This window comes from Streptomyces sp. NPDC001980 (assembly GCF_040296885.1).
Lineage (GTDB): Bacteria > Actinomycetota > Actinomycetes > Streptomycetales > Streptomycetaceae > Streptomyces.
In genome coordinates this window covers 46,336-70,784 of record NZ_JBEOYD010000036.1, presented here as the reverse complement: position 1 = coordinate 70,784, position 24,449 = coordinate 46,336, and the positions used below count along the sequence as shown (strand labels likewise).

The window sequence follows — 24,449 nt, the reverse complement described above, 5'->3', positions numbered from 1 at the left end:
TCGGGCCGTTGCGCGTCAGCTCGGCCACGAGCCCTCCACGGAACGGTCGCCGTGGCCGAATTTGCGGATGGTCTTGGGGTCCGGGTCGGGCCACCCGTTGAGCGAGAGGTGCAGGGTGCTCCCTGACGTCATCACCTCGATGAAGTAGGGGCCGTCCGCTTCGATCGCGCGCCGGATCGCCGGCGCGATGTCGTCCGCCTTCTCGACCCGTTCGCCGGGCACTCCCATGCTCCTGGCGATCGTGGTGTAGTCGGTCTCCTCGGGAAGGTCCGTCCAGTGTGTCAGGGGCAGCGCGTTGACGCCGTGCTCACGGCCGCGCCGGCCGCCGTACAGGCCGCCGTTGTTGAGCAGGATGCACACGACCTTGAGGTTGCGCTCGGCAAGCACGGAGAGGTCGCTGCAGTCGTAGTAGAAGCCGCCGTCGCCGCCGACGCTGACCACCAGCCGGTCGGGCGCGGCGAGCTTGGCGCCGATCGCCACGGGCAGCGTCGACCCCAGCGAGTCGTAGTGAAAGCCCAGCGGGTTGGCGAACCCGGACGGGTACTTGTCCTCCCGGAAGACCATCCCGGGCACCATGAAGCCCTCGTCGTTGACGAGGATGGTGTCCGGCGGGACCTCCTCCGACAGCGCCTGGCCGACGGCGGCGGGCATGATCGGGTCGGCCCCGGTGAAGGAGCGCAGGAGTTCAAGGTAGGACTCCTTGGCCCGGGCGATCTCCGCCAGCGTGGCCGGTTCGCCGCCGTCCGCACGCTGGAGGCCGGATGCCTCCAGCCGGCCGTTGAGCTGGGCCAGGAACTTGCCGGCGTCGGCGACGACGCCGACGGTCGGCTGGAAGATCCGTCCCAGCTGCGACTGCTCGACATCGACGTGGACGACCTTCTCCGGCTTGGCCAGCGACCACGACGCGGTCGCCGTCTGCGAGAACGAGAACCCGACCGCGATCCACAGGTCGGCCTCTTCGGCCAGTCGGGTGCCGGTGCCGAAGTAGCCCCAGCCGGTCATGTCGCCCGCGTACAGGGGATGGTCGTCGGGCAGCACCCCCCGACCGCCCGGACCGCTGGAGACGACCGGGATCCCGGTGGCCTCGACGAACCGGCGCAGTTCGGCCGTCGCGTCGGCCATGTGGATCCCCGCGCCCGCGAGCAGCACCGGCCTGGTGGCCGACTTGATCAGCTCGATCGTCCGCTGCACCGCTTCCTCGTCCGCCGCGGGCGGCGACGGCAGCGTGAGCGGCTCGGTCTTGATCGTGGTCTTCTGGTACATCGCCTCGTGCGTCAGGTCGAGCACCGCCGGGCCGAACTTGCCGGTGCTCGCCGCGAGCACTGCCTGGCGCACGGCCAGCGGCAGGTCCTGGCCGTCGACGATCCGCCTGACGTACTTCGCCAAAGGCTTGAACGCCGAATACAGCTCCGTGCCGTCCTGCAACGCGTCGCGAAGATCCCACACCGCCGAGTTCTCCATCAGCATGTACACCAGGGGTGTGGAGTCGAGCTTGGCCGCGAGCACCACGGGCGCCGCGTGCAGCGAGCCGACACACCACATCAGCGTCGCCGAGGCGGCCCGCCGCTTCACGCGGTTGTAGCCGTACGACATCCATGCCGCCGACAACTCGTTGCGGGCGTTCATGTTCTGCACGCCCTGCCCGACGACGCTCCGCTGCACGGAGGTGGTCATGCCGCCGGAGTAGCCGAAGACGTACTCCACCCCGCACGCGGTCAGTGTCTCGACAAGGGCCTCCGAGCCCTCACGAAACCCCACCCGGGCATCGGAACCGGCGCGCACGCCCTCCATCGACGCGATCATCTTGAACTGGCCGAACTCCGCCTCCGCTCGCCCCTGCAGGACATCCCCGTCGACCTCCGCGCTGAACCGCCACGGAGCCGGCAGATGCCCGAAGGTCCCCGTCCACGAGAGCCGGCTCCCGTCCACCACCCCTTCGCCGGTGCCCGAGCCGTCGGCGCTTTCGATCTTCACCGACAGCGAGTCGCCGTCCCGGGACAACTCCAGCACCGCGCTGTGCGCAGGACTCAGGTCCGGGCGCAACGTGATCTCCCACCTGCCGTCGATCCTGGTTTTGGACTGGTCAACAATCGCCATCGGGTTCTCCTCACACGTGCCTCGGGATCAGTCGCTCTCAAGAAACGGGGTTCTCGGACCGGCCTCTGCCTCGTCCGTGACCGGACCGCATGCGCGGTCGCTCTCTCGACGGGAGGGCTGACATGGATCGACTGAAGACCGCACGGCACTGGGGTCGGTCGGCGACCGCACGCCGCCACTGATGAACGGGGGTGCTCGCGCCACCGCGACCGGAGACTGCGGACCTGTTCCGTGTCCGGTCGGAGGCACGGCCCCGCCGAAGGGGACTGACTGCCAGTCAGTGCGCCACAGAATGCCCCCGCCGACCAGCGGCGTCAAGAGGTATGCATGCCCCGACCCGAGCCTGTGCGGGGGCTGTCGATCGCGGCGAAACCTCTCGGAACGCGGCGGTTGACGCGCGGTCTGACGGGTGTCAGTATTCGGGCAGACTTGACTGCCAGTCAGTCGCCGACGACGGATGCCCGGGAGTCTTCCCGTGAGCCGCCGGCGACCGCGCAGGGACGACTGAGCCGCAATCAGCGCGTCCCGCATGTCTGAACCCGAGAACGGAGCGGACTTGTGGCTGGAACATTTGACGTGATCATCGTGGGTGCGGGATCCACCGGCGGGGCCCTCGCGGCGAGACTCAGTGAGGATCCCGACCTCACCGTGCTCCTGCTGGAAGGCGGCCCGGTCTACTCGACCGCCGAGGAGATGCCCCAGGAGCTGCTGGCCCCCGCCATCGTCGCCGCCGGAGCACCCGGGCACCCGAACAACTGGGCCTACATGGGAGAGGTCCGGCCCGGCCTCCGCATCCCCTATCCGCGCGGCAAGGGGCTGGGAGGCTCCAGCTCGATCAACGGGTGCTACTACATCCGGGGCCTCAAGGACGACTTCGACACCTGGGTCAAGCTCGGCAACGACGAGTGGGCCTTCGACAAGGTTCAGCAGTACTACAAGCGCATGGAGCGTGACCTCGACTTCGACGGGGACGCCCATGGCTCCGACGGGCCGATCCCGGTCATGCGCGAGCCCCTGGACCGGGCCCCGGAGTTCACGTCGGCGTTCGACGACGGCTGTCACGCCCTGGGCTTCGGGGCCGACCCGGACAAGAACGACCCTCGGCCCGAGGGCGGTGTGGGACCCGTTCCGCTGAACATCTTCGAGGGCCGCCGAATCGGCACCGCCCTCGCCTACCTGCTGCCCGCGACGGGCCGGCCGAATCTCACCATCGTGGGCAACGCGGTCGCGCGGCGCGTGCTGACCGAGAAGTCGCGCGCGGTGGGCATCGAGGCCATCGTCGACGGCCGCCCTCAGGTCTTCCGCGGGGACGAGATCGTCATCTCGGCCGGAGCGCTGCGCTCGCCGCACCTGCTGATGGTCTCGGGCATCGGCCCGGCGGAACACCTGCGCGAACACGGCGTCGACGTCGTGCACGACCTGTCCGGCGTCGGCCGGCACATGACGGACCATCCCATGGTGAGCGCCGCGTGGGACTCGCGCCTCGATCTGGTCAAGCAGCCCGAGCGCGGTGCGATGACCTCCGTGCTCCACTGGACCGACGAGGGCTCGGACCTGGAGATCCTGCCGTTCGTCACGAAGAACAGCGACATGCTGGGCATGACGGACGTCTTCGCGCGGCCCGTCCAAGCCGCCAAGGCGATGCGCGGCACCTCGGCGAAGGCCGTCGCACGGCAGGCGCGCGCTGCGACACGCGATGCTGGGGATCGTCGTCGAGAAGCAGGAGAGCCGTGGCGCGGTCACGCTCGTCTCGGGCGACCCCGACCAACTGCCCGACCTGCGATGGAACTTGCTGAGCGAGCCGCAGGACCATGTTCGCTTCCGTGCGGCGATCCGCGTGGCGTTCGAGATCTTCAACTCCGCCGGGCTGCGCGGGATCGGCGCCTCGATCGTCGGGCTGGACGCCAAGACGGTGGGCGACGACAAGAAGCTCGACCAGTGGGCGTTCGACCGCGTCGGCGGCGGCCACCCTTCGGGCACCTGCCGGATGGGACCGGCCTCCGACGACCAGGCCGTCGTGGACCAGCATCTGCGCGTGCACGGAATCGACGGGCTGAGGGTCGCCGACACCTCGATCTTCCCGACGATCACGTCCCGCGGTCCGAACGCGACCGCGATGATGGTCGGCGAATTCCTCGCGGACCTCATGAAGCACGAAGCGGCGCACTGAACCCGGGTCCATCAGGACACAAGAGAACACAGCCGAGAGGAGTTCACATGAGCTCGATCGAGAAAGTCCCCGGGGGAGCGGCTTTTCTGTCCGTGTTCAAGGGCGACGTCATCACGGCCACGTCACCCTCGTACGACACGGCGCGCAGCCTGTGGAACGGGGACATAGACCGCAGGCCGCTGGCGGTCGTCAAGGCCACCGACGACGACGATGTCGTCGCCGCCGTCCGGCTGGCCCGAGAGGCCGAACTGCCGCTGGCCATTCGCGGCGGTGGCCACAGCTACCCCGGCCACTCGATGTGCGACGACGGGATAACGCTGGATCTGTCGAGGATGGGGAACGTCGTCGCGGACCCCACGACGCGGCGCGTGCGCGCTCAGGGAGGTGCTCTCCTCGGCAGCGTTGACACCGCGACCCTCCAGCACGGGCTGGTCATGCCGGCCGGAATCGTGTCCCACACCGGACTGGCCGGCCTGGCTCTCGGCGGCGGGATCGGTTACCTCACGCGGTCGTTCGGCATGACCTGCGACTCCTTCGTCCGCCTGCGCCTGGTCACGGCCGAGGGCGAGATCATCCACGCGAGCGCGGAGGAGAATCCCGACCTCTTCTGGGCCCTTCGCGGCGGCGGCGGCAACTTCGGGGTCGTCACCGAGTTCGAATGCAATACGCAGGTTCTCGGGCCGGTCCAGGGGGGTCCGCTGGTCTACTCGATGGCGGACGCCGTCGACGTGCTGTACAGGTTCGGGCAGCTCATGAAGCAGGCGCCCCGCACGCTGAGCATCACCTGCGCCCTGGGCCTGGACGCCAAGCAGATCCCGCCCGCCACGGAGGCGGCCGCCGGACACCGGCTGCTCGTGGCCAACGTCGTCTACCGCGGGGAGCCCGACGACGAGATCCTGCGCGAGGTGCGCAGTGTGGGCAAGCCCTTGTTCGACGCGGTCGCGATCAATGACTTCCGCGTGATACAGACGGCCTTCGACGAGATCGCGGGGTACGGCGCGGGCTGGTACATGAAGTCCGGACTGACGCGCGAGCTGTCCCAGCCCCTCGTCGAGGGTGTGGTCGAGCACGCCGTGGAGTACCACGACAAGATCTCGTCCGGCGCCGTCCAGCGCGAGGTCTTCGCGGTGCAGTCGCTCGGCGGCGCGGTCCAGGACCTGGACGACGACGCCACCGCGTACAGCGGACGGGCCGCCGAGTGGCACATCGGCGTCGAGGTCGGCTTCACCACCGCCGAGGACCGTGAGCGCATCGTGCCCTGGACCCGCGACACATGGACGAAGACCAAGTCGCTGCTCGACCTGAGCACGTCCTACGTGAACCTGAACTTCGAGCCGGGCGAGAACGCGCTGGCCGACGTGTTCGGAGCCGGCAAGTACGAGCGACTCCGCACGATCAAGACGCAGTACGACCCCACCAACCTGTTCAGCCACAACTTCAACATCAAGCCGCTGCCCACCGGCTGACGCACGGTTCCACCAGAGTCGGGACAGTCCGACAACTCCATCGACCCACAGGACGGCCGAGGCTCCTCGCGCGCCTGGCGTGGCCCCGCCCTCCTGTATGAACCATCTCGTGAGCTGACCAGATGACCAATTTGGTCAGCTCACGCAAACTCCAAGCTCAGGAGGTATGAAGGCATGGAGGTACAGAGCGGCAAGGAACGCCGGGCCCTTGTGGTCGGGCTCGGTATCAGCGGAATCGCGGCCGCCTTGCGGCTGCGGCAGATCGGATGGACGCCGGTCGTCGTCGAGCGGGCCCCCGCCCGGCGCACCGGCGGATACTTCATCGCACTGTTCGGTGGCGGCCGGCACCCGGCACAGCGCCTGGGCATCCTCGACAAACTGAGCAACCGCACCCCTCCGGGGACCGTCCAGTACGAGTTCGACCGCGCCGGGAGCCGTCGGCGTGGTGCCCTCAGTTACGCCGACCTGCCCGGCACTCCCTGGATGACGGTGCGCGGCGATGTCGAGGAGGCCGCCTTCGTGGCGCTGCCCGACGATGTCGAGATCCGCTACTCGACGGTGCCGACCCGTATCGAACAGGATGCCCATGGCGTGGACGTCACGCTGACCGACACCACGGACGACACCTCGGTCACGGAGCGGTTCGATCTGGTGGTCGGTGCGGACGGGCTGCGCTCCACCGTGCGGTCCCTCGTGTTCGGACCACACGAGAAGTACCTGCACCGGATGAACTACATGGCGGTCGCCTACAAGCTTCCCGGCCCGCTCAGCGAACTCCATCCGGACGACGGCGCCACCCTGTTCGAGCCCAACCGGTCGCTGTGGGTCTTCCCCTTCAACGGTGGTCTGCAGACGGTGCTGCTCAACTACCACACCGACGACGTGGACGCAGAGTTCAGCGAGACGCCGGCCCGGCGTGTACGCGCGGCGTTCGGTCCCGAGCCCACCGGCCGCCTGCTGGGCGAGGTGCTCGACGCGCTCGACACCGCCGACGACCTGTTGTTCGACTCGGTCGAGCAGGCACGGATGGACACCTGGTATCGCGGCCGGGTCGTACTCGTGGGCGACTCCGCCTGGTGCGTCAGCCTCTACGCCGGCATGGGCGTCTCGATGGGGATCACCGGGGCGGACCTCCTGGGTACGATGCTGGACCGCAACCCCACAGATGTGCGCCATGCCCTGTCCGCATGGGAACAGACCCTGCGCCCCCATGTGGACGTGTTCCAGCAGAACGGCCTCGACCAGCGCGTGTTCTTCGTGCCCGCCAACAGCAAAGAGCTGGCGATACGCAAGGCCCTCAACGTGGGAATGCGGGCTCCAGGGATCTCACCCCTGCTCAAACGGATGGTGACCGGCAACAAGGCCGGCCTGCTCAAGGACCGCGACCTCTCCCTGGTATGAGACCGGCTCGGCGCCCATGGGCCCACGCGAAACAGCAAGGAAGCGACGATGACAGCACTGGCCGAACACGACTCCGCCACGGCGGCCCGGATTCTCGTCGCGACCAGGAACCTGGTCCTCAAGCGTGGCGTCAAAGGGCTGACCGTTGCCGAGATCGCGGAGAAGGCACACGTCGGCAAGGGCACGGTGTACCTGTACTGGGGCACCAAGCACGACCTTCTGTTCGGGCTGTTCGCCAGGGACTTCCTGACGTTCCTGGAGGGTGAGATAGAAACGCTGCGCGCGGACCCCACCATCTGCCGTCCGCATGTGCTCTTCCCGCAGATCGCCCGCAACGCCGTGAGCTACCCGTTCGTACGCGCGATGCAGACCCGCGACGACGACCTGTTGGGCGTTCTCGCCCAGCATCCGCGCAGCGTGGAACTGCTCGACCTGCTGGGCCCCACAGCGCTGATGTACACGGTCCTGCCGGTGTGGCGAGAGCACCGGCTGGTACGGACCGACTGGTCCCTCGATGAACAGGCCTACGCCCTGCAAGCACTCATGACCGGCTTCCTCGGCGCCGTCACCGGGCCGCAGGCCCCGAGCGTCGTCACCGTCGACGACCCCGACCGGGTCATGGCCGCCACGGTGACGGCCCTGCTCGGCCCCGAGGAAGCCGGCCCGGACGAGACCCGCGCAGCCGCCGAGGAAGGCCTGCGTCTGCTGCGCGAGCGACGAGACGCCGTGCTCGCCCTGATCGCCACCTGACCCGAGAGAACACACAGTCCAGAACCGGAGCGTTTCCGGTTCGAGTTGAGAGACGACGGAGGCACCAACATGACCGAGACGACCGGGGCAATCCCCGTGAAGGACACCGTCATCGACCGCTACATCAGTATCTACGACCGTACGGCCTACGAGCCCGAGGCCCTGAAGGAGCTTGAGTCGATCTTCGCACCGGATGCCACCGTCGAGCTCGCCGACGGCATGCCACCGGCGACCGGTCTGCCCGCGATCATGGCGGTGTACGAGCACCTGGCCAAGGGCATGGCCGACAGCAAGCACTTCTGGACCGTCACGGAGCTCGACGACGGCAGGCTGGAGTGCCACTGGATCCAGGCCGCCCGCGGGACCGACGGCCGCCTCATCGGCCAGAGCGGCATCGAGCAGGCCACCGTGAACGCCGAGGGGCAGATCACCCACCTGGTCAACCGCTTCGTGCCCGTCGTCGGCTGGGTCTGAGAAGAGTTCCGGCTTCTCCGACTCCGAGTGGGCCTGCGTGAACTCCCGTTCCCGACGGCATAGATGCGCATGACTCGTCCGCCGGTGAGCGGAGATTCATGCGGGCCCACGCCCCCGAGCACCCGCCGTCCACCCATGGGGGGTGCCACCCCGCGGGGCGTGGTCGGATGGTGCGGGAACCGGACCGGCCGCTGTGGCCACAAGGTGCGCGTGAACCACCGGATCCTCTCCCGAGCCGCGGTGATCGCCACCGGCATCAGCGGGGACGCGGCCGCGAAATGCCGGGCGTGATGGCCGGTGACAGCGTGACCTATGCATTCCGGAGGGAGTTCCCGCGCTCTCCTTGCGCGAACGCGGCCCGAGCGGGGTCGGGTCGGCGGCGGGTCCGCGGGCGAAGCCGGGACGGCCGTTCGGCACGAGTTGATTCACCCCCCGTTTCCCAACATTCACCCACGTCTGCCGTACCCCGGTGCCCGCAACACGCGGGAGCCTTTCGGCACCCCCGATGAAAGGCAGACGATGCGGAAGAAGTTCAGGCGTCTCAGAGCCCGCCTGGCCCTGTTGGTCTCCGCCGTGGTGATCCTCGGGTCCACTGGCATGGACGGCATCGCGGCCGCCGAACCGACGGCGTCGCAGCGAGGTGCCTTCGACGGCGTCCTCACCGCCGACGCACCGGAAGGCTCGACGATCGGCTGGTCCTCGGCGCTCTCCGCGGACGGGCGCCGGGCGGTCCTGGGCGCACCCACCGCCGACGACCTCGACGGAGCCGTCTACGTCTACGACAGGACACACGCCGGCTGGGCGCAGCCGACGGTCCTCAACGTTCCCGGCACGCGGTACCAGGAGCTCGGGTTCTCGGTGGCCATCTCGGACGACGGCCGGACGATCGTGGCCGGTGCGCCGTTCCAACAGGGCGGCCGGGCCTACGTGTTCGCACTCACGCGGACAGCCGGATGGCAGCTCAGCGCCACCCTCACCGTGCCCGGTCTCACGGTCGACGACTTCGGAGGCTCCGTCTCGATATCCGGTGACGGCACGACCATCGCCATCGCCGACCAGTTCGACGAGGCGAGGCGAGGCTCGGTCTTCGTCTCCGCGAAGGTCGACGGCGGCTGGTCCGACCCCACCCAGATCATCGGCACCGACTACGCGCCCAACGACCTCTTCGGGTCCGCGATCTCCCTCTCGTCCGACGGCTCACGACTCGCGGTAGGCGCCAAGGGCCGGTCCAAGTACGACGGTGCCGTCTACACCTTCGACCGGGACGGTGGCGCATGGTCCCAGACCGCCGAGCTCACCCGCGCCGACGGTGTGCCGGCCGAGCGGTTCGGCAACGGTGTGGCCCTCTCGGGTGACGGGAAAGTGCTGATCGCCAGCGCGCCCTATCACGGTAACGGTCTCGCCTACGCCTACCGTCTCCGCGGCGACGGCTGGACCACGGGCGAGACCCTCCAGCCGACCCAGAAGTCCGACTACCCCAGTGACGCCGTCTCCGTGGCCGCGTCGTACGACGGTTCCGCGCTGATGGTCGGACTCCCGGCCCGCAACACGCTGCAGGGCGCCGCCCAGGTCTTCGAACGGTCGGGAGCGCACTACGCCCCGAAGGCGATGCTGGTGCCTTCGGAGTACGCGGGATGGATGGTGCTCGCCGGAGCCGGCAAGTCCGTCGCGCTGTCCGCCGACGGCCGCACCGCGATGCTGGGCGCGCCCACGGTCTCGTACAACTATCCCGCCGGTGCCGGTTACGTCTACGACCTCGCGCGTCCCTCGGGCTTCCTTGCCCCGGTCGGTACCCGGTCCCCCTCACGGGCCGCGGACTCCCCGCACGAGCCGGGCGCTCGTGGGCCGCTCGACCTCTCGGACACCCGGCACCTGACGAGGTCCGCGACGGCCGGACAGGACCATCCGATCCTGGACCGCTCCCGTCAGGCGGCGTCGGTCTGCGGTGACGCGGCGATGGACGGCACCGCCTGCGGTGTGAAGATCGCCACCGACCAGTCCCTGCAGCCGCTGGTCACCGCCGACTACCAAGACGGTCTCTCCGCGACGCAGTTGCAGACGGCGTATGGGCTCACGGGCCCGTCGAAGGCGACGACCGTCGCGGTCGTGGACGCCTACGCGAATCCGGACGCGGTGGCGTCGCTCAACACCTACCGCAGTCAGTTCGGTCTCGGGCCGGCCGACATCACCCAGGTGAACCAGGACGGCGGCTCCACACTGCCGGAGGCCAACCCCAACTGGGGCGTCGAAGAGATGCTCGACCTCGAGATGGTCTCGGCCGCCTGCCCGGACTGCAAGATCCTCTACGTCGGCGCCGACTCCGCGAGCTTCGACGACCTGGGGACCGCCGTGAACACCGCGGTCCGCCTCGGAGCCAAGGTCGTCTCCAACTCCTACGGCGGCGACGAGTCCGCCGACGCCCTGTACGCACAGGACGCGTACTACACCCACCCCGGTGTCGCGATCACGGTGAGCAGCGGTGACGGGGGCTATGGAATTTCCTACCCGGCGGCCTTCAACACGGTCGTCGCGGTCGGCGGGACCTCACTGACCCTGAACCCCGACGGCACCCGGGCCTCCGAGACCTCGTGGGAGGGCGCCGGAAGCGGCTGCTCGCGGTTCGTCTCCAAGCCGCGCTGGCAGAAGGACTCCACCTGCGCCAACCGCACGGTCGCCGACGTGTCCGCAGTCGCGGACCCGGCCACGGGTGTCGCGGTCTACGACTCCTACGGCCTGCAGGGCTGGTCGGTCGTCGGCGGCACCAGTGTCGCGGCACCCGTCATCGCCGGCGTCTACGGGCGCACCGGTCACACCGGCGGCAATCCGGCGCAGCGCCTGTACTCGGCGCCCAAAGGCTCCCTGTACGACGTGACGGCAGGCAGCAATGGAACCTGCTCGGCCCTCTATCTCTGCGAAGGAGTCAAGGGATACGACGGGGCAACCGGCCTCGGCTCGCCGAACGGCGTCAGCGCGTTCTGACGGCGGTGGGGCCCCGTGCGACCACGGGGCCTCACCCGTCGCTCGAATCCAGGCGGTGGTCGCCGTCCTCCTCAACCAGGTCGGCGGCGGCGCGTGCCAGTTCGGCCCGGGTGGACACCCCGAGTTTCCGCTTGGCGGACTTCACCTGTGAATGGACCGTGTTGAGCGACTTGAACAGCCTGGCCGCGATGGCCGCGTCCGTCTCCCCGGCCGCGACGAGACGGAGCACTTCCCGCTCGCGAGGAGACAGCCGAGTGCCGTACCCGGTTCTTCCGCCACGTCTTCCCGGCGGGCGGGCGTTGACACCGACCGTCCGCAGTACCTCGACGACCCGTTCACCGTCGACGACCGCTCCCAGCCGCGAGTACCCGTTCAGGACGTCGCGAAGCTCCGCGATTCCTGCCCCGTGCCCATCGTCGAGCAGACACCGGGCCGCCGCCTCGAGATCACGCAGCTCATGATGCGGTCGGGGCAACCTCCGCCACGCGGCGGCGGCCCTGTGGTGCAGCTCCCGCGCGCCGGCCAGATCCCCGTCGGCGCGTGCCACCATCGCACGGCAGCTCAGCAGTGCGCCGTCGGTGGCGGCGGAGTGGGTCTCGGCCAGGCCGACCGCCATCGAGTCGACGATGTCGCGAGCAACCGCGTTCCGGCCTGTGAGCAGGAGCGCCTGAACACGTGTCCGCACCAGATCGCCGCCCCACAACCACACCCCCGTGTGCTGGATCAGACGGAACGGCTCATGTGTCAGGGAGAGGGCCTCCTCGGGTTCGCCCCGGGCGATCGCGACCTCGGCCAGCCCCGCACGGGTCTCCATCACGAGCTCCGGGCCCAACTGGCTGGCGGGGTGATCGAGCATGGTGCGCAGGCGACGACCCGCCCCGGCGAAGTCGCCTTCCACGGCCAGGAGTCGCGCCTCCACGATCTCGGCCTCAAGGCGCTCGCCCACCGCTCCACGGCCGGCGGACACGAGCGCCGCCGCACGCTGCCGCAGCCCGTCCCAGGAGCCCTCCAGATAATCGAGGTGCAGACCCATGGCCTCAAGTCCGGTGGACAGACGGAGGTACTCATAGGTGCTTGCCAGGTCGACTGCGGCTGCCAGGGTCGCGCGGGCCGTGCCGTATCTGCCCCACACCAGTGCACAGTGCGCAACGTTGCCCAGGCCGCGGGCCGCGGGCCGCGGGCCACGGTCAGCCGGTCGCGGACCGCTATGTCGTGTGTCGGGATCTTGGCGGCTTCCGGCCAGCCCTCCGCGGATCCGAATCTCAGGAGGACCGTCGCGAGATCAGTGACGAGATGCAACTCGGACGCCGGGTCACGGTTCGCGAGGAGCTGTGATGCCTGACGCAGCCACTCGGCCCGTGTCGCCGATTCCCAGTTCGGCCAGGACAGATGCACCAGACTGATCATCGCCTGCCCCGCGAGCACCGGGTCGTCCGCAAGCAACGGGATCGCCCGCTCGGTCTCCTCGGCGGCCTCGCTCATCCGGTCCGCCATGATCAGGACGCGGGCCAACTGCCAGCGGACGCGCCCCTGGTCCAGCCGCGGCAATGTCCGGTCCTGCGCCACCGACCGAAGGACGTCCACGACGACTCGGTACTCATCGACACTGCGAAAGACCGGAAAGGGAATCTTCGACACGATCCGGGTCAGGTCGGTGGGGCTTTGGGTGACGGCGGTCGCGAGCTCGAGCAGGATGTCGGCCGCCGTGCGGTCGTCGGCGCGGCCCAGGGCGAGGTCGGCGACCTCTTCCGCGTACCGTGCCCAGCCCTCTGTGTCGCCGGACTGCTTCAGGTGCCGTGCCAGTTGGACCACGGGCGGGGCCGGTAGCGCGCCCAACGCCGCCGCCGCACGTGCGTGGAGCCGTGAACGCTCTCCCAGCGGGACCTCTTCGGCCACCGCGTCGAGGACCAGCGCGTGTCTGAAGGAGACCTCACCGTCCGCGAGCAGGCTCAGCAGATGCGAGGCGACGAGTTCGTCGACCGCTGTGCTGGTCGCCTGGTGGTCCAGTCCTGTCACGACGGAGAGCAAGGGGACGGAGGCGGGTTCGGAGAGGACGGCGAGTGCCCACGCCACCAGCCGGGCCGACGGCGCGAGCCGATCCATACGCGAGGTCACCGACTCGCGGAGACTGGCGGGCGGCGCCAGAGCCGCGATGCCGGCGGGACTCCAGTGCTCCTCGCCGGGGCTCTTCCGAGCCTGGTCGTGCAACGTCCGGATCAGGTCTTCGAGCAGGAGCGGAACCCCCTGTGTGCGACGGTGGAGGAGACCAGCGACGCGGGGCGAGGCGACGAGACCCCCCAGCATCGACGCCACGAACCTCTCCGTGCCGGCCAGGTCGAGAGGGCCCAGGCGGATCACCCGTCCGGTGCTGCCGGAGGCTATGCACAGGATCCGCGCGACCAGTTCGCGGGGCGGCCGCTCCTCATTGCGCCAAGTCTCGATCACCCGGACAGGGGTGTCGACCTCGACGGTTGCCAGGTGGAGCAGGAACTCGTGGGTGGTGTCGTCCGCCCAGTGCGCGTCTTCGAGCACCACCGTATGGACACCCATCGCGCGCAACAGATCGTCCAGAGCCCGGAAAAGGCGATGCCGCTCCAGCCCGGCGCTCTCCGTCGGCGGCATCGGTTCGGGCAGGAAGTCGGACCACTCGGGGAACAGCGGCCGCAGAGCCCCGGCCAGGCGCCCGAGCCGCATGCCGTCGGGCGGAGTCGGTGAGAGGGCCTCGATCAGGGTGCCCAGGGGGAACGGTGTGCTGATCGGGGGGCATCGCAGGACCAGCACACCCTCGTGGCCGGGCATCGGGGCCTGAACGGGCTCCTTCACGAAACGGGACTTGCCGATTCCGGCTTCCCCCTCGATGACCACCAACCTCGTCGACGGCCGGATCAGCGCCTCTTCGAGCCACCGTCGCTCGACATGCCGGCCGACGAACGCAGGCGACCGCACACTCTCCACCCGGTCGATACCAACTGCCGGTGGACCTGCTCCCCCTTGCGGCATATCACCTACACCAAGATCGTGGGCGGCGAACGGTTGGTGGACGTCCGTGGCAGCCCTCCGGTGCGTGCATCGGCGGAAGCCTCTCGGCCTCGGACGGAGCACAGGATCAGAGGAAGGCCGCCCCAGCAACCGTTTCTCCGCACAGTACTTCAGGACCAGAACAGTCGAAGCGGCAGGGACTGCAGATGCCTTACGTTGAGGCCGGGCTGGTAGTCGAGCCGCTCCGGTGGGATCGTCAACTCGAAGCGTGGCACCGTGGCCAGCAGCACCTCCAGAGCCGTGCGTGCTTCGAGACGGGCGAGGGCGTGGCCCAGGCATGTGTGCTCTCCCCGGCCGAACGCGAGGTGCGCGTGGGGCGAGACACGGTCCAGGTCGATCTCGTCGGGCCGTTCGGCCAGCTTCGCGTCACGGTTGCCGGCGCCGAAACTCACCAGGAGGCGAGCGCCGGCCGGAATCGGGGTGCCGCCGAGCTCGGTGTCACGGGTCGCGGTCCGGTACAGCCCCTGAACCGGCGATTCCAGGCGCAGCAACTCCTCCAGGAACGTGGCCAGCCGCGACGGGTCCTGCCGCAACTGGTCGGCCAGCAGCGGATCCTCGGCCAGCAGCCGGGCGCCGCTGCTGATGGCATCGGCGGTCGTCACATTGCCGGCGAACAGCAGCTCGAGGACGAACCGGGTGGCGTCCTCCGCGTCGAGCCCGGATGCCGCGATCGTATGGAGAATGGTGGTCTCCTCCTCGACACCTGCCGCCGCCTCCAGTGCCGGCGCCAGAAGCGCGCCGAACTCCTCGCAGGCCCGAATGAAGCCTTGCAGGTCGGGTGAGTAGGTGAGGAAGGCGAGCACCTTCTCCGAGAGCCGCCGCATCTCGGCGGTGTCGGCTTCCGGCACGCCCAGCACCGTGGCGATGACAGCGATGGGCAGCTTGACGGCGAAGTCGGCCACGAAGTCGACCTCGTCGCGCCCGCGCAGCCCCTCGATCAGCTCCGTGGACATCGCCCGGATCTGCGGCTCGAAGGGAGCGATCCGGCGGGACGTGAACGCCCTGGCGGCCAGGCGACGGCGCCCGGTGTGTTCCGGCGGATCACTGGTGATCAGATAGAACCCTGTCCTCGTCGGCTCGTTCCCCTGCTCGATCGGCGGGAGTCCGAGCGCGTCGAGCGAGGAGAACGTCTCGACATCACGCAGCACCGCGTCGATGTCGTCGGCCCGAGTGACCATCAAGGCGTTGGCCTCCTCGACGAAGGCGACACCTCGCTCTCGCAGTCGGTCGTAGAGCGGGTAAGGGCAGTACGAGGCCTCAGGCCCGACGTGGGCCGTACTGTCATGGCTGGACATGGCTTTCTCCCTGTCCGTGCGGCGGCTCGCCGACATTCCGGGCCGGGGCACGAGAACCCGAGGCCCGTGGAAAGTCCTGACCGGCCATCCTGCATGGACTCGGCTTGGGAGAACACAGCAGTGACCGTTGAACGAACAACGTCTGCGGAGCTTCGTACAGGTCGCGGCGCCTCGTTGTTCACTGGATGAACAGTGGCGTTGTGCGGGCCGGACGGCCTTCGGATACTCGCGTGGCAGCGCTTGCCGCGAGTCGGCGGCCGGCCGTCACCAGGGGACACCGACGTGATCATCCAAGACGAAGAGCAGCTCACCGCAGCGGTACTTGCCGAGACGGAGCGGGCCGGCGACCCGCGCGTCAAGGAGCTCGTCCGGGCGCTGGTGCGGCACCTGCACGACTTCGCCCGCGAAGTACGGCTGACCGAGAAGGAGTTCGACACCTCCCTCGACATCGTGACCAGGCTGGGGCGGCTCACCACGTCCAGTCACAACGAGGTCAGGCTGATGGCGGGCTCGCTGGGTCTGTCGACGCTGGTCTCCCTGATGAACAACGGCACCGAGGACGATCCGACCTCGGCGAACCTGCTCGGCCCGTTCTGGCGCCAGGGCAGTCCGAGGATGGACAACGGCGAGTCGATCGTCCGCTCGCCCACCGAGGGACCGCCGTTGTTCTTCTCCGGCCGGATCGTCGACACCGAGGGGAACGCGGTCGCCGGCGCTGAAGTCGACGTCTGGCATGCGTCACCGGCCGGCCTCTACGAGAACCAGGATCCCGAGCAGGCCGAGTGGAATCTCCGCGGGAAGTTCTTCAGCGACGCGGACGGGGTCTTCGCCTTCCGCAGCATCAAGCCTTCCGGTTACCCGATACCCACGGACGGGCCCGTGGGCGATCTCCTGGCCGCGCTGAAGCGCCATCCCTTCCGGCCGGCCCATCTCCATGCGCTGATCTACAAACCGGGTTACAAGACCATCGCCTCCCAGCTCTACAGCCACGACGACCCCATTCTGGAGACCGACGCGCAGTTCGGCGTCGTACAGCGCCTCATCGGTACCTATGAGCGCCACGAGAACGAGCCGGCGCCGGACCCGGACGTGACCGAGCCCTGGTACAGCCTCGAGTTCACCTTCGTCGTCGAGCCGGGTGAGGCATGGCTGCCGACCCCGCCCGTGTCGGCCCAAGCGCGACACAAGCCGGACAGTGCGTGACGCGACCGAGAGGAACTCAGTGATCACCGAAGCAGAACGTCGTGCGGCCGCGGCTGCCCTCATGCAGGCCGACCGCGATCGGCGACCGATCACCCAACTCAGCCACACCTATCCCGATCTCGAGATCGTCGACGCCTATGCCATCCAGCAACTCTGGGCGGCGGAGCGTGTGGCGGCAGGCGCCCGGCTCGTCGGACACAAGATCGGACTGACGTCCCGCGCCATGCAGATGGCCTCGCAGATGACGGAGCCCGACTACGGCTTCCTCACCGACGACATGGTCGTGGGCGACGGCGCCACTCTCGACGCGGACCGCTACACGAAGCCCAGACTGGAGGTCGAGCTCGCGTTCGTGCTCGGCGCGGACCTGCACGGGCCGAACCTACGCGTCCACGACGTCCTACGGGCGACGGAGTACGTCGTCCCCGCCCTCGAGGTCATCGACTACCGCACCGAGGTGCCGCGTTCGATCACCGACACCATCGCGGACAACGCCGCCGCCGCGGCCATGGTCGTCGGCGGTCGCGTCGTACGCCCGATGGACGTCGACATCCGGTGGGTGGCCGCCACGCTGTCGAAGAACGGGGTGATCGAGGAGTCCGGCGTCTCGGCCGCCGTCATGGGACACCCGGCGGCAGGCATCGCCTGGCTCGGAAACAAGCTCGCCGCGGTCGGCCGGCACCTCGAAGCCGGTCAGCTGCTGCTGTCGGGCTCGTTCACCCGACCCGTCTCGGTCGAACCGAACACCGTCATCCACGCCGACTACGGCCCCTTGGGCTCGATCGGGGTGGCGTTCCGGTGACCACGCCCCACCCGCCGACCGGCGCGCCGCAGTCCGCGCCGGGCCAGTGGCCGCTGCCGCCGAACGCGTTCAAGGCGGCGCTTTCCCGGGGAGAGCAGCTGATCGGCATGTGGTGTTCGCTGGCCGATCCGTACCCGGCCGAGATCATCGCCGGCGCCGGCTTCGACTGGCTGCTGCTCGACACCGAGCACTCGCACGCCGATGTCGCGACCGTGCTCTCACAACTCCAGGCGGTCGCCCCATATCCCTGCTCGCCAGTGGTGCGTCCCCCGGTCAACGATCCCGTCGTGATCAAGCGGCTCCTGGACGTAGGTGTGCAGTCGCTGCTGATACCGCAGGTCGAGTCGACCGAGGAAGCGCGCGCCGCGGTCGCCGCCACCCGCTACGCCCCCCTGGGCTTCCGCGGTGTGGCGGCATTGACCAGGGCCACCAGGTTCGGTCGGGTCAAGGACTACGCCGAGCTGGCACACACCGAACTGTGCGTTCTCGTGCAGGTCGAATCGCGGCACGCCATCGAGCAGATCGAGAGAATCGCGTCCGTCGACGGCGTGGAGGGGATCTTCATCGGCCCCAGCGACCTGGCCGCCAGCCTCGGTCACCCCGGAGACCCGAACGCGCCGAGCGTCATCGCGGCGGTGGAGGAGGCAATCGGGCGCGTGCGCGCGGCGGACAGACCGGCCGGCGTACTGACGACCAACCCCACGTTCGCGCGACGGTGTATCGACCTCGGGACCACGTTCACCGCGGTCGGTGTGGACGTGGGCCTGCTGGCACGCGGCGCCGACGCCCTCGCCCGGAGCTTCACACACCAGGCCGCGGCGCCGCCTGCCGCCAACCAGTCCCCCTGAGTGCCGCAGTCACCGAAGCCGTAGTGCCATCCGCCCGTCCCCTTGCCAGAAGGGCGACGCGATCCATGGCTTCCTTGTGCGCCCCCATCATCGGCCTGCACCGGCAGGAGGTCATTCCGACCTCACTGCCGTCCTCCGCCGCCCCGCCCGGCGGCCGGCGAGCGGTCAAACCGCCTTTTCCAAGGTGCCCTGGCCGTCGAGGTAGAAGTCCTCTCCGACCATCAGGCCGTCGCGGAACGGGATGACGACGGCCGCCCTCGACCTGTGCACGAAGACGTCGTCGGCCGTTCCCCCGTCCGGCAGAGGTACGCCCGCCTGGGCCAGTGCCGTACCAGGCAGCCGAAGTCGTGTGTAGCCGTCCCAGGCGATGGCGTCGTCGCTGATGAAGAAATGCTCGACCTCGACTTCGAGGCTGTCCATCGCCAGCATGCCGTTGGCCATGTTCTGGAGGTAGTTCGCGCGCTGTGTGTCCCTGTCGGCGACCCGCCCGCCCTGCTGCTCGATCGCGACGGGGTCGCCGTAGCAGTGGTAGACGCAGTCCTCCACCAGTGTCGCCATCGTCCGGTCGATGTCGTGGTCCCGCACTTCGGCGACCGAGTGCTCGATGAGCAGGTCGATCATCGCGGCATGCTTCGGATTCTCCGTCTCCGCCTTCCGGGCTTCGAGGAAGTCGATGAACCTCGCCATGTCGGGCAGGCGAGCTCCCGGGCTCGTCGATTCCTCTCGCTGTTCAACGGTTGCCATGAACTCCTCCTCAAGATCGGTGTGGTGATACCGCGTCGTTCGCCAGTGCCTCGCTCCAGCGCTGCCACCAGCGCCGCTGGTTCCTCTCGCCGAAGGCCGAGGTGCTGGCCTCGCCGGGCCCCATCCAGTCGGGCCTGGGCTTGTAGTCGCTCATTCCGTCCAGGCCCATCTGGAAGTTGAGCTTCATGTCCTGGCGGGCGAACGCCGAGCGGCCCACCATGGGGCCGCCGCGCCAGACGACGGTGTCGTCCTGCTCGAACACCCCAGAGGGCCCGAAGCTGAAGACGCCGGCGTCGTACGAGGCCTGGTTGAACTCGGGCGGGGCCGAGTTCCACACCATGGGCCAGTTCCACAGCTCGAACTGCTCGGGCCCCCGCGGCTGCCACTGCCGCAGGGAGGTGTTGACCGCCGGAAACCCGCCCACCTCCGTCGCACCAGGGGCCTGGAAGAGCGACAGGTTCGGGAAGATCGTGAAGCCGACCACCCCGTACCCGCTCGCCAGGAAGGCGCGCTGGTCGTCGTCGAGCCGGTCCAGATCGAAGGTCGAGGCCACCTCGGGCGGATAGTTCCCCACCCCGAACGGCTCAGGGAGGGCTTTCGGGATGACGATGAGCCCGTGTCCGCCCTCGAGAGCGACATGGAAGGTCTCGGTCACCGACTTCGAGTTGTCGGGGATGAGACCGATGTCCCCGAGCGAGCTGTGTGCGGACTGTACGTGGTAGGCGTCGCCGACGAAGTTTTCGGCGCCTGACTTCCAGTTGGCGGGCACGATCCAGCGGTGGGGGTCGCCGGCGGCCCGCATGCCTTGTTCGTTGAGGCCGAAGATCACGTCGAGGTACCAGCACATGTCGCCCAGGTACTCGCGCAGGGAGACCGCGTCCGGGTCCAGGCAGGCGAAGATCAGCCCCTGGTAGCTGTCCACGTGGGGTGCCTTTCGCAGGCCCCAGCGGGCGGTGTCGAGGGTGCGGTACGCCTTGGCGCGGTAGGGGGCGCCGTTCCATTCGCCGGAGTTCTTGTAGATCCAGCCGTGGTAGGGGCAGCGGAAGTGCGAGGTGTTTCCCTTTTCCGCCCGGCACACCGGTGAGGCGCGGTGCACGCAGTTGTTCAGGAGCAGCTGGATCTCGCCCTGTTCGTCGCGGGCCAGGATGAACTGGTCCTCGCCGATGTAGCGGAGCACGTAGTCGCCGGGGCTGGGGATCTCCGAGACGTGTCCGACGAACACCCAGCACTTGGTGAAGATGCGGTCCAGCTCGGCACGGTGGATGTCGGGGTCGTTGAGCACCCGTGGCGAGAGCATCCCCTGCGCGAGATCCTTCTGGACCTCCGCGAGGAAGGTCTGCATCGTCCCGTTCAGCGAGCCGTAACCGCCCGTCCCGGCCTGCCGGTCAGCAGACACCATGAGATCCTCCTCGAATTCGGTTGCTCCAAGGCGCTGGTCGAAAAGGGCGCCCGTTCCAGAAGGGCGACCCGTCGAGATTCCAGGCGACAGCGTCGCCGACGCTAACCCCGCGATCCACCGGCGTGACCCCTCCGAAGGAAGCAACCTGTCCCCGACCTTTGGACGCTGTTCACCGTCGGGGCAGCGTCATTACAGTCGGCTCCCATCGACCTCAGCGCTTTGCGGCTGGTGACGGGCGACGTGTCGCCGGCAAGGGACGGGAGACATGAAGGTACTGGTGGACCGCGGGAAGTGTCAGGGCTACGGCAACTGCGTCATCGCCGAGCCGCGTGTGTTCGATCTCGACGACGACGGGTTCGTCCAGCTTCTGGTCGATGAGCCCCCGGAGGATCTGAGGGCCCAGGTCGCGCACGCCGTTCGCGACTGCCCGGCGCGTGCGCTGAGCCTGGGAGGCTGATGATGCACCGACAACGGCGCGTCGTCGTGGCCGGCGCCTCGCTGGCGGGCATCCGAACCGCCGAGACCCTGCGGGATCGCGGGTTCGACGGCGAGGTGGTGCTTGTCGGGGCCGAGAAGCGTCTGCCGTACGACCGCCCGCCGCTGTCGAAGGCCGTGCTCGGCGGTCAGGCCTCGCCGGACGACATCCAGTTGCTGTCCCACGACCGGCTGGCCGCTCTCGACCTCGACCTGCGGCTCGGGCGGCGAGCACGCGCCCTGGATCCGGCCGGAAAGACACTGGAGCTCGACGACGGCGAACCGCTGGCATACGACCAACTGGTGATCGCGACCGGCAGCGCGCCGTGGATGCCGCGCGACTGGGACCTCTTCCAGGGTGTCTACCCGCTGCGCACGGTCGACGACTGCCTCGCGATCCGGGCCGCGCTCCAGGGCTCGCCGCGCGTCGCCGTCGTCGGCGGGGGCTTCCTCGGCTCCGAGGTCGCGTCGACCGCCCGCCAGCTCGGGTGCGACGTGGTGCTCATCCAGCCCCTCGCGGCTCCGATGGCACGCATTCTCGGGTCCGAGATCGCGCTCGCGTGCGCCGAGGTTCCGTTGGCCGCGGGAGTGCGCCTGGTCTGTGGCTCGTCGGCCGAGGGGTTCGACGGAGGTGCGCGCGTGGAGCGCGTACGTCTCAGAGACGGCCGCATGATCGACGCCGATGTCGTGGTCGTGGGGATCGGCGCACGGCCGGTGACCGACTGGCTCGCCGGGTCGGGCGTGAACATCTCTGACGGGGTGCTGTGCGACCACCGTTGCGCCACGTCGGTCGCCGATGTCTACGCGGCGGGTGATGTGGCGCGGTGGTTCAACCCGTTGTTCGAGCAGACCATGAGGGTCGAGCACTGGACCAATGCTTCAGAGCAGGGCGCGTTCGTCGCCCGTGCCCTCCTCGACGGTGGGCGGTCCGGCAGCTACTCACCGGTCCCTTTCGTCTGGTCCGAGCAGTACGGCGTCAAGATCGAGATCGCGGGAGTCCCGCAACCGACCGATCGGATCCGGATCGTCGAGGGAACACTCGCCGAGCAGCGGTTCGTAGCGCTCTACGAGTGCGAAGAGCGGCTGACGGGAGTCGTCGCGCTCAACTCGACACGCAGCATGCTCAAGTTCCGGCGCCTCCTTGCTCAGAGCGGCTCACGCGGCGAGCGGGTCGACGCCCCGTCCATATCTTCCTGACCCCGCGCGAAAGGCGAAGCCATGACGGTAGAACAGACGAGCCCCCCACTGGTCGGTGCGGAGCTGGAGCGGTCCTGCACGCAGTTCCTGTACCGGGAGGCGGAGCTCCTGGACGAGGCCGACTACACAGGCTGGGCCGACACGTGCCTGTCGGAGGAGCTCGAGTACCTGATCCCGATCCGCACGACGCGAGAGCGCGCGGCGGGGATCTCGGAATTCAGCCGAGAAGCGTTCCACATGAAGGACACCTACGCGAGCATGCGCCTGCGGGTCGACCGGCTGCTGACCGAGCACGCGTGGGCGGAGGACCCGCCTTCCCGCACACGCCGTGTCGTGACCAACGTACGTGTGCGCGAGCTGGGACCGGGCGAGGTGGAGGTGAAGAGCTACCTGACGCTTCACCGCTCCCAGTGGGACACGACCGACTACGACCTGCTGGTGGCCGAGCGCCGGGACATCCTGCGCTCGGATGCGGTCGGGTGGCGCCTGCGGCGACGTGAAGTGCTGCTCAACCACACGATCCTCGGCACGGCCAACCTCGGCGTCTTCCTCTAGGCGGGATCGCGTTGTCCGAATACCAGTACAGCGACGACCCGCCGATCCAGATTTCCAACGAGTTCGCCGACATACGCGTCCGCAAGGTCTACACGCGCAACGGCGAACGACTGGAGATCCACGCCCACCGCCGCGGATATCGGATCCTGCTCGACGCCGTCGAGCTCGAAAGCCTGACCTGGCAGACCGCGGAGACGTTCTCCGGCTTCCTGCGCGCCTCGGTCGGGCAGGACGTCGAAGAGGACTGACCGCCGCAGACACTCATCCCGCTATCCCTCACGATCGTCAAAGAATGGAGGCAGTGGTGGCACGTATGGCGGAGGGCGTCGCAGTGATCGGGGCCGGGATCGCGGGGCTCGCGACGGCGACCGGGCTGGCCGATGCCGGGATCCCCGTCCGGGTGTACGAGCAGGCGGAAGCACTCGGCGAGGTCGGCGCGGGCGTGTCGCTCGCTCCCAACTCGCTGCGGGTGCTCGACTCGTTCGGGCTGACGGAGCGTCTGAGCGAGATCGAGTCCCGCGAGCCGCTCAGAATGGCCTTCTACAACCACGAAGGCGTTCGGTCCGAGGATTCGGAGGTCGACGCGCGAGGCGCGAGGCCGATCCACCGGGCCGATCTGATCGACGTGCTGTCCTGGCGGCTGGAACCGGACGCGCTCCGGCTCGGGGCACGGCTGGTCGCGGTGGACGAGACCGACGACGGACTCGTCCTGCGCTTCGCGGACGGGAGCACCGAGACCGCGGCCGCGGTGATCGGGGCGGACGGGATCCACTCCGCCGTGCGTCCCTTCGTCGTGGACTCCCCGGAGCCGGTCTTCTCCGGCATGGTTGCCTACCGGGGCCTCGTGCCCGCCGAACGCCTCCCCGACTGGCCGATCCATGAGGCACAGCTGTTCACGGGGCCGGGGCGGCACTTCATCTGCTTTCCCGTCCGCCGGGCGAAGCTGCTGAACTTCGTCGCCTTCGTCGCCGCGGACGACGAGATGCGCGAGTCCTGGTCCGCGCCCGGCGACCCGGCCGAGCTGGCGAAGGAGTTCGCCGGATGGAACGAGTCGGTACGGGGCCTGATCGACCGGATCGACCGGACCTTCCGGTGGGGGCTGTACGACCGCGAACCACTCCCGACCTGGGTGCGCGGCCGCGTCGCGTTGGCGGGCGACGCCGCCCACGCGATGCTGCCGCACGTGGGGCAGGGCGGCAATCAGTCGATCGAGGACGCGGCCGCGCTGGTGGAAGTGCTGCGCGACCGTCCGCCCGCCGAGGTTGCCTCCGCCTTCCAGGAGTACGACCGTGCCCGCCGCGAGCGGGCCTCCTACATCCAGCGATTCTCCCGCCGCCTGGGGTTGCAGTACGACGGTCGCCATGCGGAGTTCTCCACCACCGACCAGCTGGCCGACAGGGAGGACGTCATGCGCTGGATCTTCAGCCACGACAGCGCTCTGACCGCACGACAGGTCCGCGCCGGCGGGCCCTCGGTATCCCTGCCCGTCGGCGCGGCGATCTGAATGTCGTGCACGACGGAGCGTCGTCCACCGGGAGACGGCGACAAGTCATGTC

At 68.9% G+C, this 24,449-nt stretch carries 20 protein-coding genes and 1 pseudogene; 15 read left to right on the top strand and 6 right to left on the bottom strand.

The genetic code is table 11. The features are described 5' to 3' along the window. Positions 1-15 precede the first annotated feature (15 nt). Positions 16-2,097, bottom strand: coding sequence for a thiamine pyrophosphate-binding protein (locus tag ABT137_RS38725; RefSeq protein WP_351716191.1), 2,082 nt, complete (start codon positions 2,095-2,097; stop codon positions 16-18). Between the two features lie 558 nt (positions 2,098-2,655). Between ABT137_RS38725 and ABT137_RS38720 the strand changes: the two are divergent. The 7 genes and pseudogenes from ABT137_RS38720 to ABT137_RS38690 all read left to right on the top strand — a co-directional run. Continuing rightward, a pseudogene (locus tag ABT137_RS38720) lies at positions 2,656-3,540 on the top strand (GMC family oxidoreductase); the annotation flags it as partial. Between the two features lie 253 nt (positions 3,541-3,793). Next, entirely contained in the window at positions 3,794-4,267 is a 474-nt protein-coding gene (locus ABT137_RS38715) for a GMC oxidoreductase (RefSeq protein ID WP_351716266.1), read from the top strand. A gap of 47 nt (positions 4,268-4,314) precedes the next feature. Next, positions 4,315-5,733, top strand: a complete 1,419-nt coding sequence (locus ABT137_RS38710; RefSeq protein ID WP_351716265.1) for an FAD-binding oxidoreductase — start codon at positions 4,315-4,317, stop codon at positions 5,731-5,733. A gap of 174 nt (positions 5,734-5,907) precedes the next feature. Beyond that, positions 5,908-7,134, top strand: coding sequence for an FAD-dependent monooxygenase (locus tag ABT137_RS38705; protein WP_351716189.1), 1,227 nt, complete (start codon positions 5,908-5,910; stop codon positions 7,132-7,134). A 48-nt stretch (positions 7,135-7,182) separates the two neighbouring features. Then, on the top strand, positions 7,183-7,884 hold the full coding sequence (locus ABT137_RS38700; protein ID WP_351716187.1) for a TetR/AcrR family transcriptional regulator: 702 nt from the start codon (positions 7,183-7,185) through the stop codon (positions 7,882-7,884). 69 nt (positions 7,885-7,953) lie between these two features. Then, complete coding sequence (locus ABT137_RS38695; RefSeq protein WP_351716185.1) at positions 7,954-8,358, top strand: nuclear transport factor 2 family protein; 405 nt, start codon at positions 7,954-7,956, stop codon at positions 8,356-8,358. A gap of 519 nt (positions 8,359-8,877) precedes the next feature. After that, positions 8,878-11,337 carry a hypothetical protein gene (locus ABT137_RS38690; RefSeq protein WP_351716183.1) on the top strand — a complete coding sequence of 820 codons (2,460 nt, stop codon included), beginning with the start codon at positions 8,878-8,880 and terminating at the stop codon, positions 11,335-11,337. Positions 11,338-11,368: 31 nt separating this feature from the next. Here the strand turns inward: ABT137_RS38690 and ABT137_RS38685 are convergent, their stop codons facing one another. From ABT137_RS38685 to ABT137_RS38675, 3 genes are read right to left on the bottom strand one after another with little or no spacing between them, the layout of a single operon-like run. After that, positions 11,369-12,193 carry a helix-turn-helix transcriptional regulator gene (locus ABT137_RS38685; RefSeq protein WP_351716181.1) on the bottom strand — a complete coding sequence of 275 codons (825 nt, stop codon included), beginning with the start codon at positions 12,191-12,193 and terminating at the stop codon, positions 11,369-11,371. Then, positions 12,151-14,439 (bottom strand): ATP-binding protein, encoded by a 2,289-nt coding sequence (locus ABT137_RS38680; RefSeq protein WP_351716178.1) that lies wholly within the window; start codon positions 14,437-14,439, stop codon positions 12,151-12,153. Before ABT137_RS38680 ends, ABT137_RS38685 begins: the two co-directional genes overlap by 43 nt. A gap of 47 nt (positions 14,440-14,486) precedes the next feature. After that, positions 14,487-15,671 (bottom strand): cytochrome P450, encoded by a 1,185-nt coding sequence (locus tag ABT137_RS38675; RefSeq protein ID WP_351716176.1) that lies wholly within the window; start codon positions 15,669-15,671, stop codon positions 14,487-14,489. Positions 15,672-15,953: 282 nt separating this feature from the next. Here ABT137_RS38675 and ABT137_RS38670 point away from each other — a divergent pair, with 282 nt between their 5' ends. The 3 genes from ABT137_RS38670 to ABT137_RS38660 are packed head-to-tail and all read left to right on the top strand — an operon-like array spanning position 15,954 to position 18,524. Further along, positions 15,954-16,874, top strand: coding sequence for a dioxygenase family protein (locus tag ABT137_RS38670; protein WP_351716173.1), 921 nt, complete (start codon positions 15,954-15,956; stop codon positions 16,872-16,874). A 19-nt stretch (positions 16,875-16,893) separates the two neighbouring features. Continuing rightward, complete coding sequence (gene hpaH / locus ABT137_RS38665; protein WP_351716171.1) at positions 16,894-17,676, top strand: 2-oxo-hept-4-ene-1,7-dioate hydratase; 783 nt, start codon at positions 16,894-16,896, stop codon at positions 17,674-17,676. After that, complete coding sequence (locus ABT137_RS38660) at positions 17,673-18,524, top strand: aldolase/citrate lyase family protein (RefSeq protein ID WP_351716168.1); 852 nt, start codon at positions 17,673-17,675, stop codon at positions 18,522-18,524. The genes hpaH and ABT137_RS38660 overlap by 4 nt, the downstream gene beginning before the upstream one ends. 165 nt (positions 18,525-18,689) lie before the next feature. On the opposite strand, the gene ABT137_RS38655 is transcribed toward ABT137_RS38660, so the two are convergent. Further along, on the bottom strand, positions 18,690-19,211 hold the full coding sequence (locus ABT137_RS38655; protein ID WP_351716166.1) for a hypothetical protein: 522 nt from the start codon (positions 19,209-19,211) through the stop codon (positions 18,690-18,692). A 67-nt stretch (positions 19,212-19,278) separates the two neighbouring features. Then, positions 19,279-20,667, bottom strand: coding sequence for an aromatic ring-hydroxylating oxygenase subunit alpha (locus ABT137_RS38650; RefSeq protein ID WP_351716164.1), 1,389 nt, complete (start codon positions 20,665-20,667; stop codon positions 19,279-19,281). 265 nt (positions 20,668-20,932) lie between these two features. Between ABT137_RS38650 and ABT137_RS38645 the strand changes: the two genes are divergently transcribed. From ABT137_RS38645 to ABT137_RS38625, 5 genes are all read left to right on the top strand, one after another. Beyond that, on the top strand, positions 20,933-21,124 hold the full coding sequence (locus ABT137_RS38645) for a ferredoxin (RefSeq protein WP_351716162.1): 192 nt from the start codon (positions 20,933-20,935) through the stop codon (positions 21,122-21,124). Further along, positions 21,124-22,338 carry an NAD(P)/FAD-dependent oxidoreductase gene (locus ABT137_RS38640; protein ID WP_351716160.1) on the top strand — a complete coding sequence of 405 codons (1,215 nt, stop codon included), beginning with the start codon at positions 21,124-21,126 and terminating at the stop codon, positions 22,336-22,338. Before ABT137_RS38645 ends, ABT137_RS38640 begins: the two co-directional genes overlap by 1 nt. 21 nt (positions 22,339-22,359) lie before the next feature. Further along, a complete protein-coding gene (locus ABT137_RS38635) occupies positions 22,360-22,893 on the top strand; it encodes an aromatic-ring-hydroxylating dioxygenase subunit beta (RefSeq protein WP_351716158.1) in 534 nt (177 codons plus the stop codon). A gap of 11 nt (positions 22,894-22,904) precedes the next feature. After that, positions 22,905-23,141: a dihydrodiol dehydrogenase gene (locus tag ABT137_RS38630; protein WP_351716156.1), complete on the top strand. Its 237-nt coding sequence runs from the start codon at positions 22,905-22,907 to the stop codon at positions 23,139-23,141. A 65-nt stretch (positions 23,142-23,206) separates the two neighbouring features. After that, positions 23,207-24,397, top strand: coding sequence for an FAD-dependent monooxygenase (locus tag ABT137_RS38625; protein WP_351716264.1), 1,191 nt, complete (start codon positions 23,207-23,209; stop codon positions 24,395-24,397). Positions 24,398-24,449: the final 52 nt, after the last annotated feature.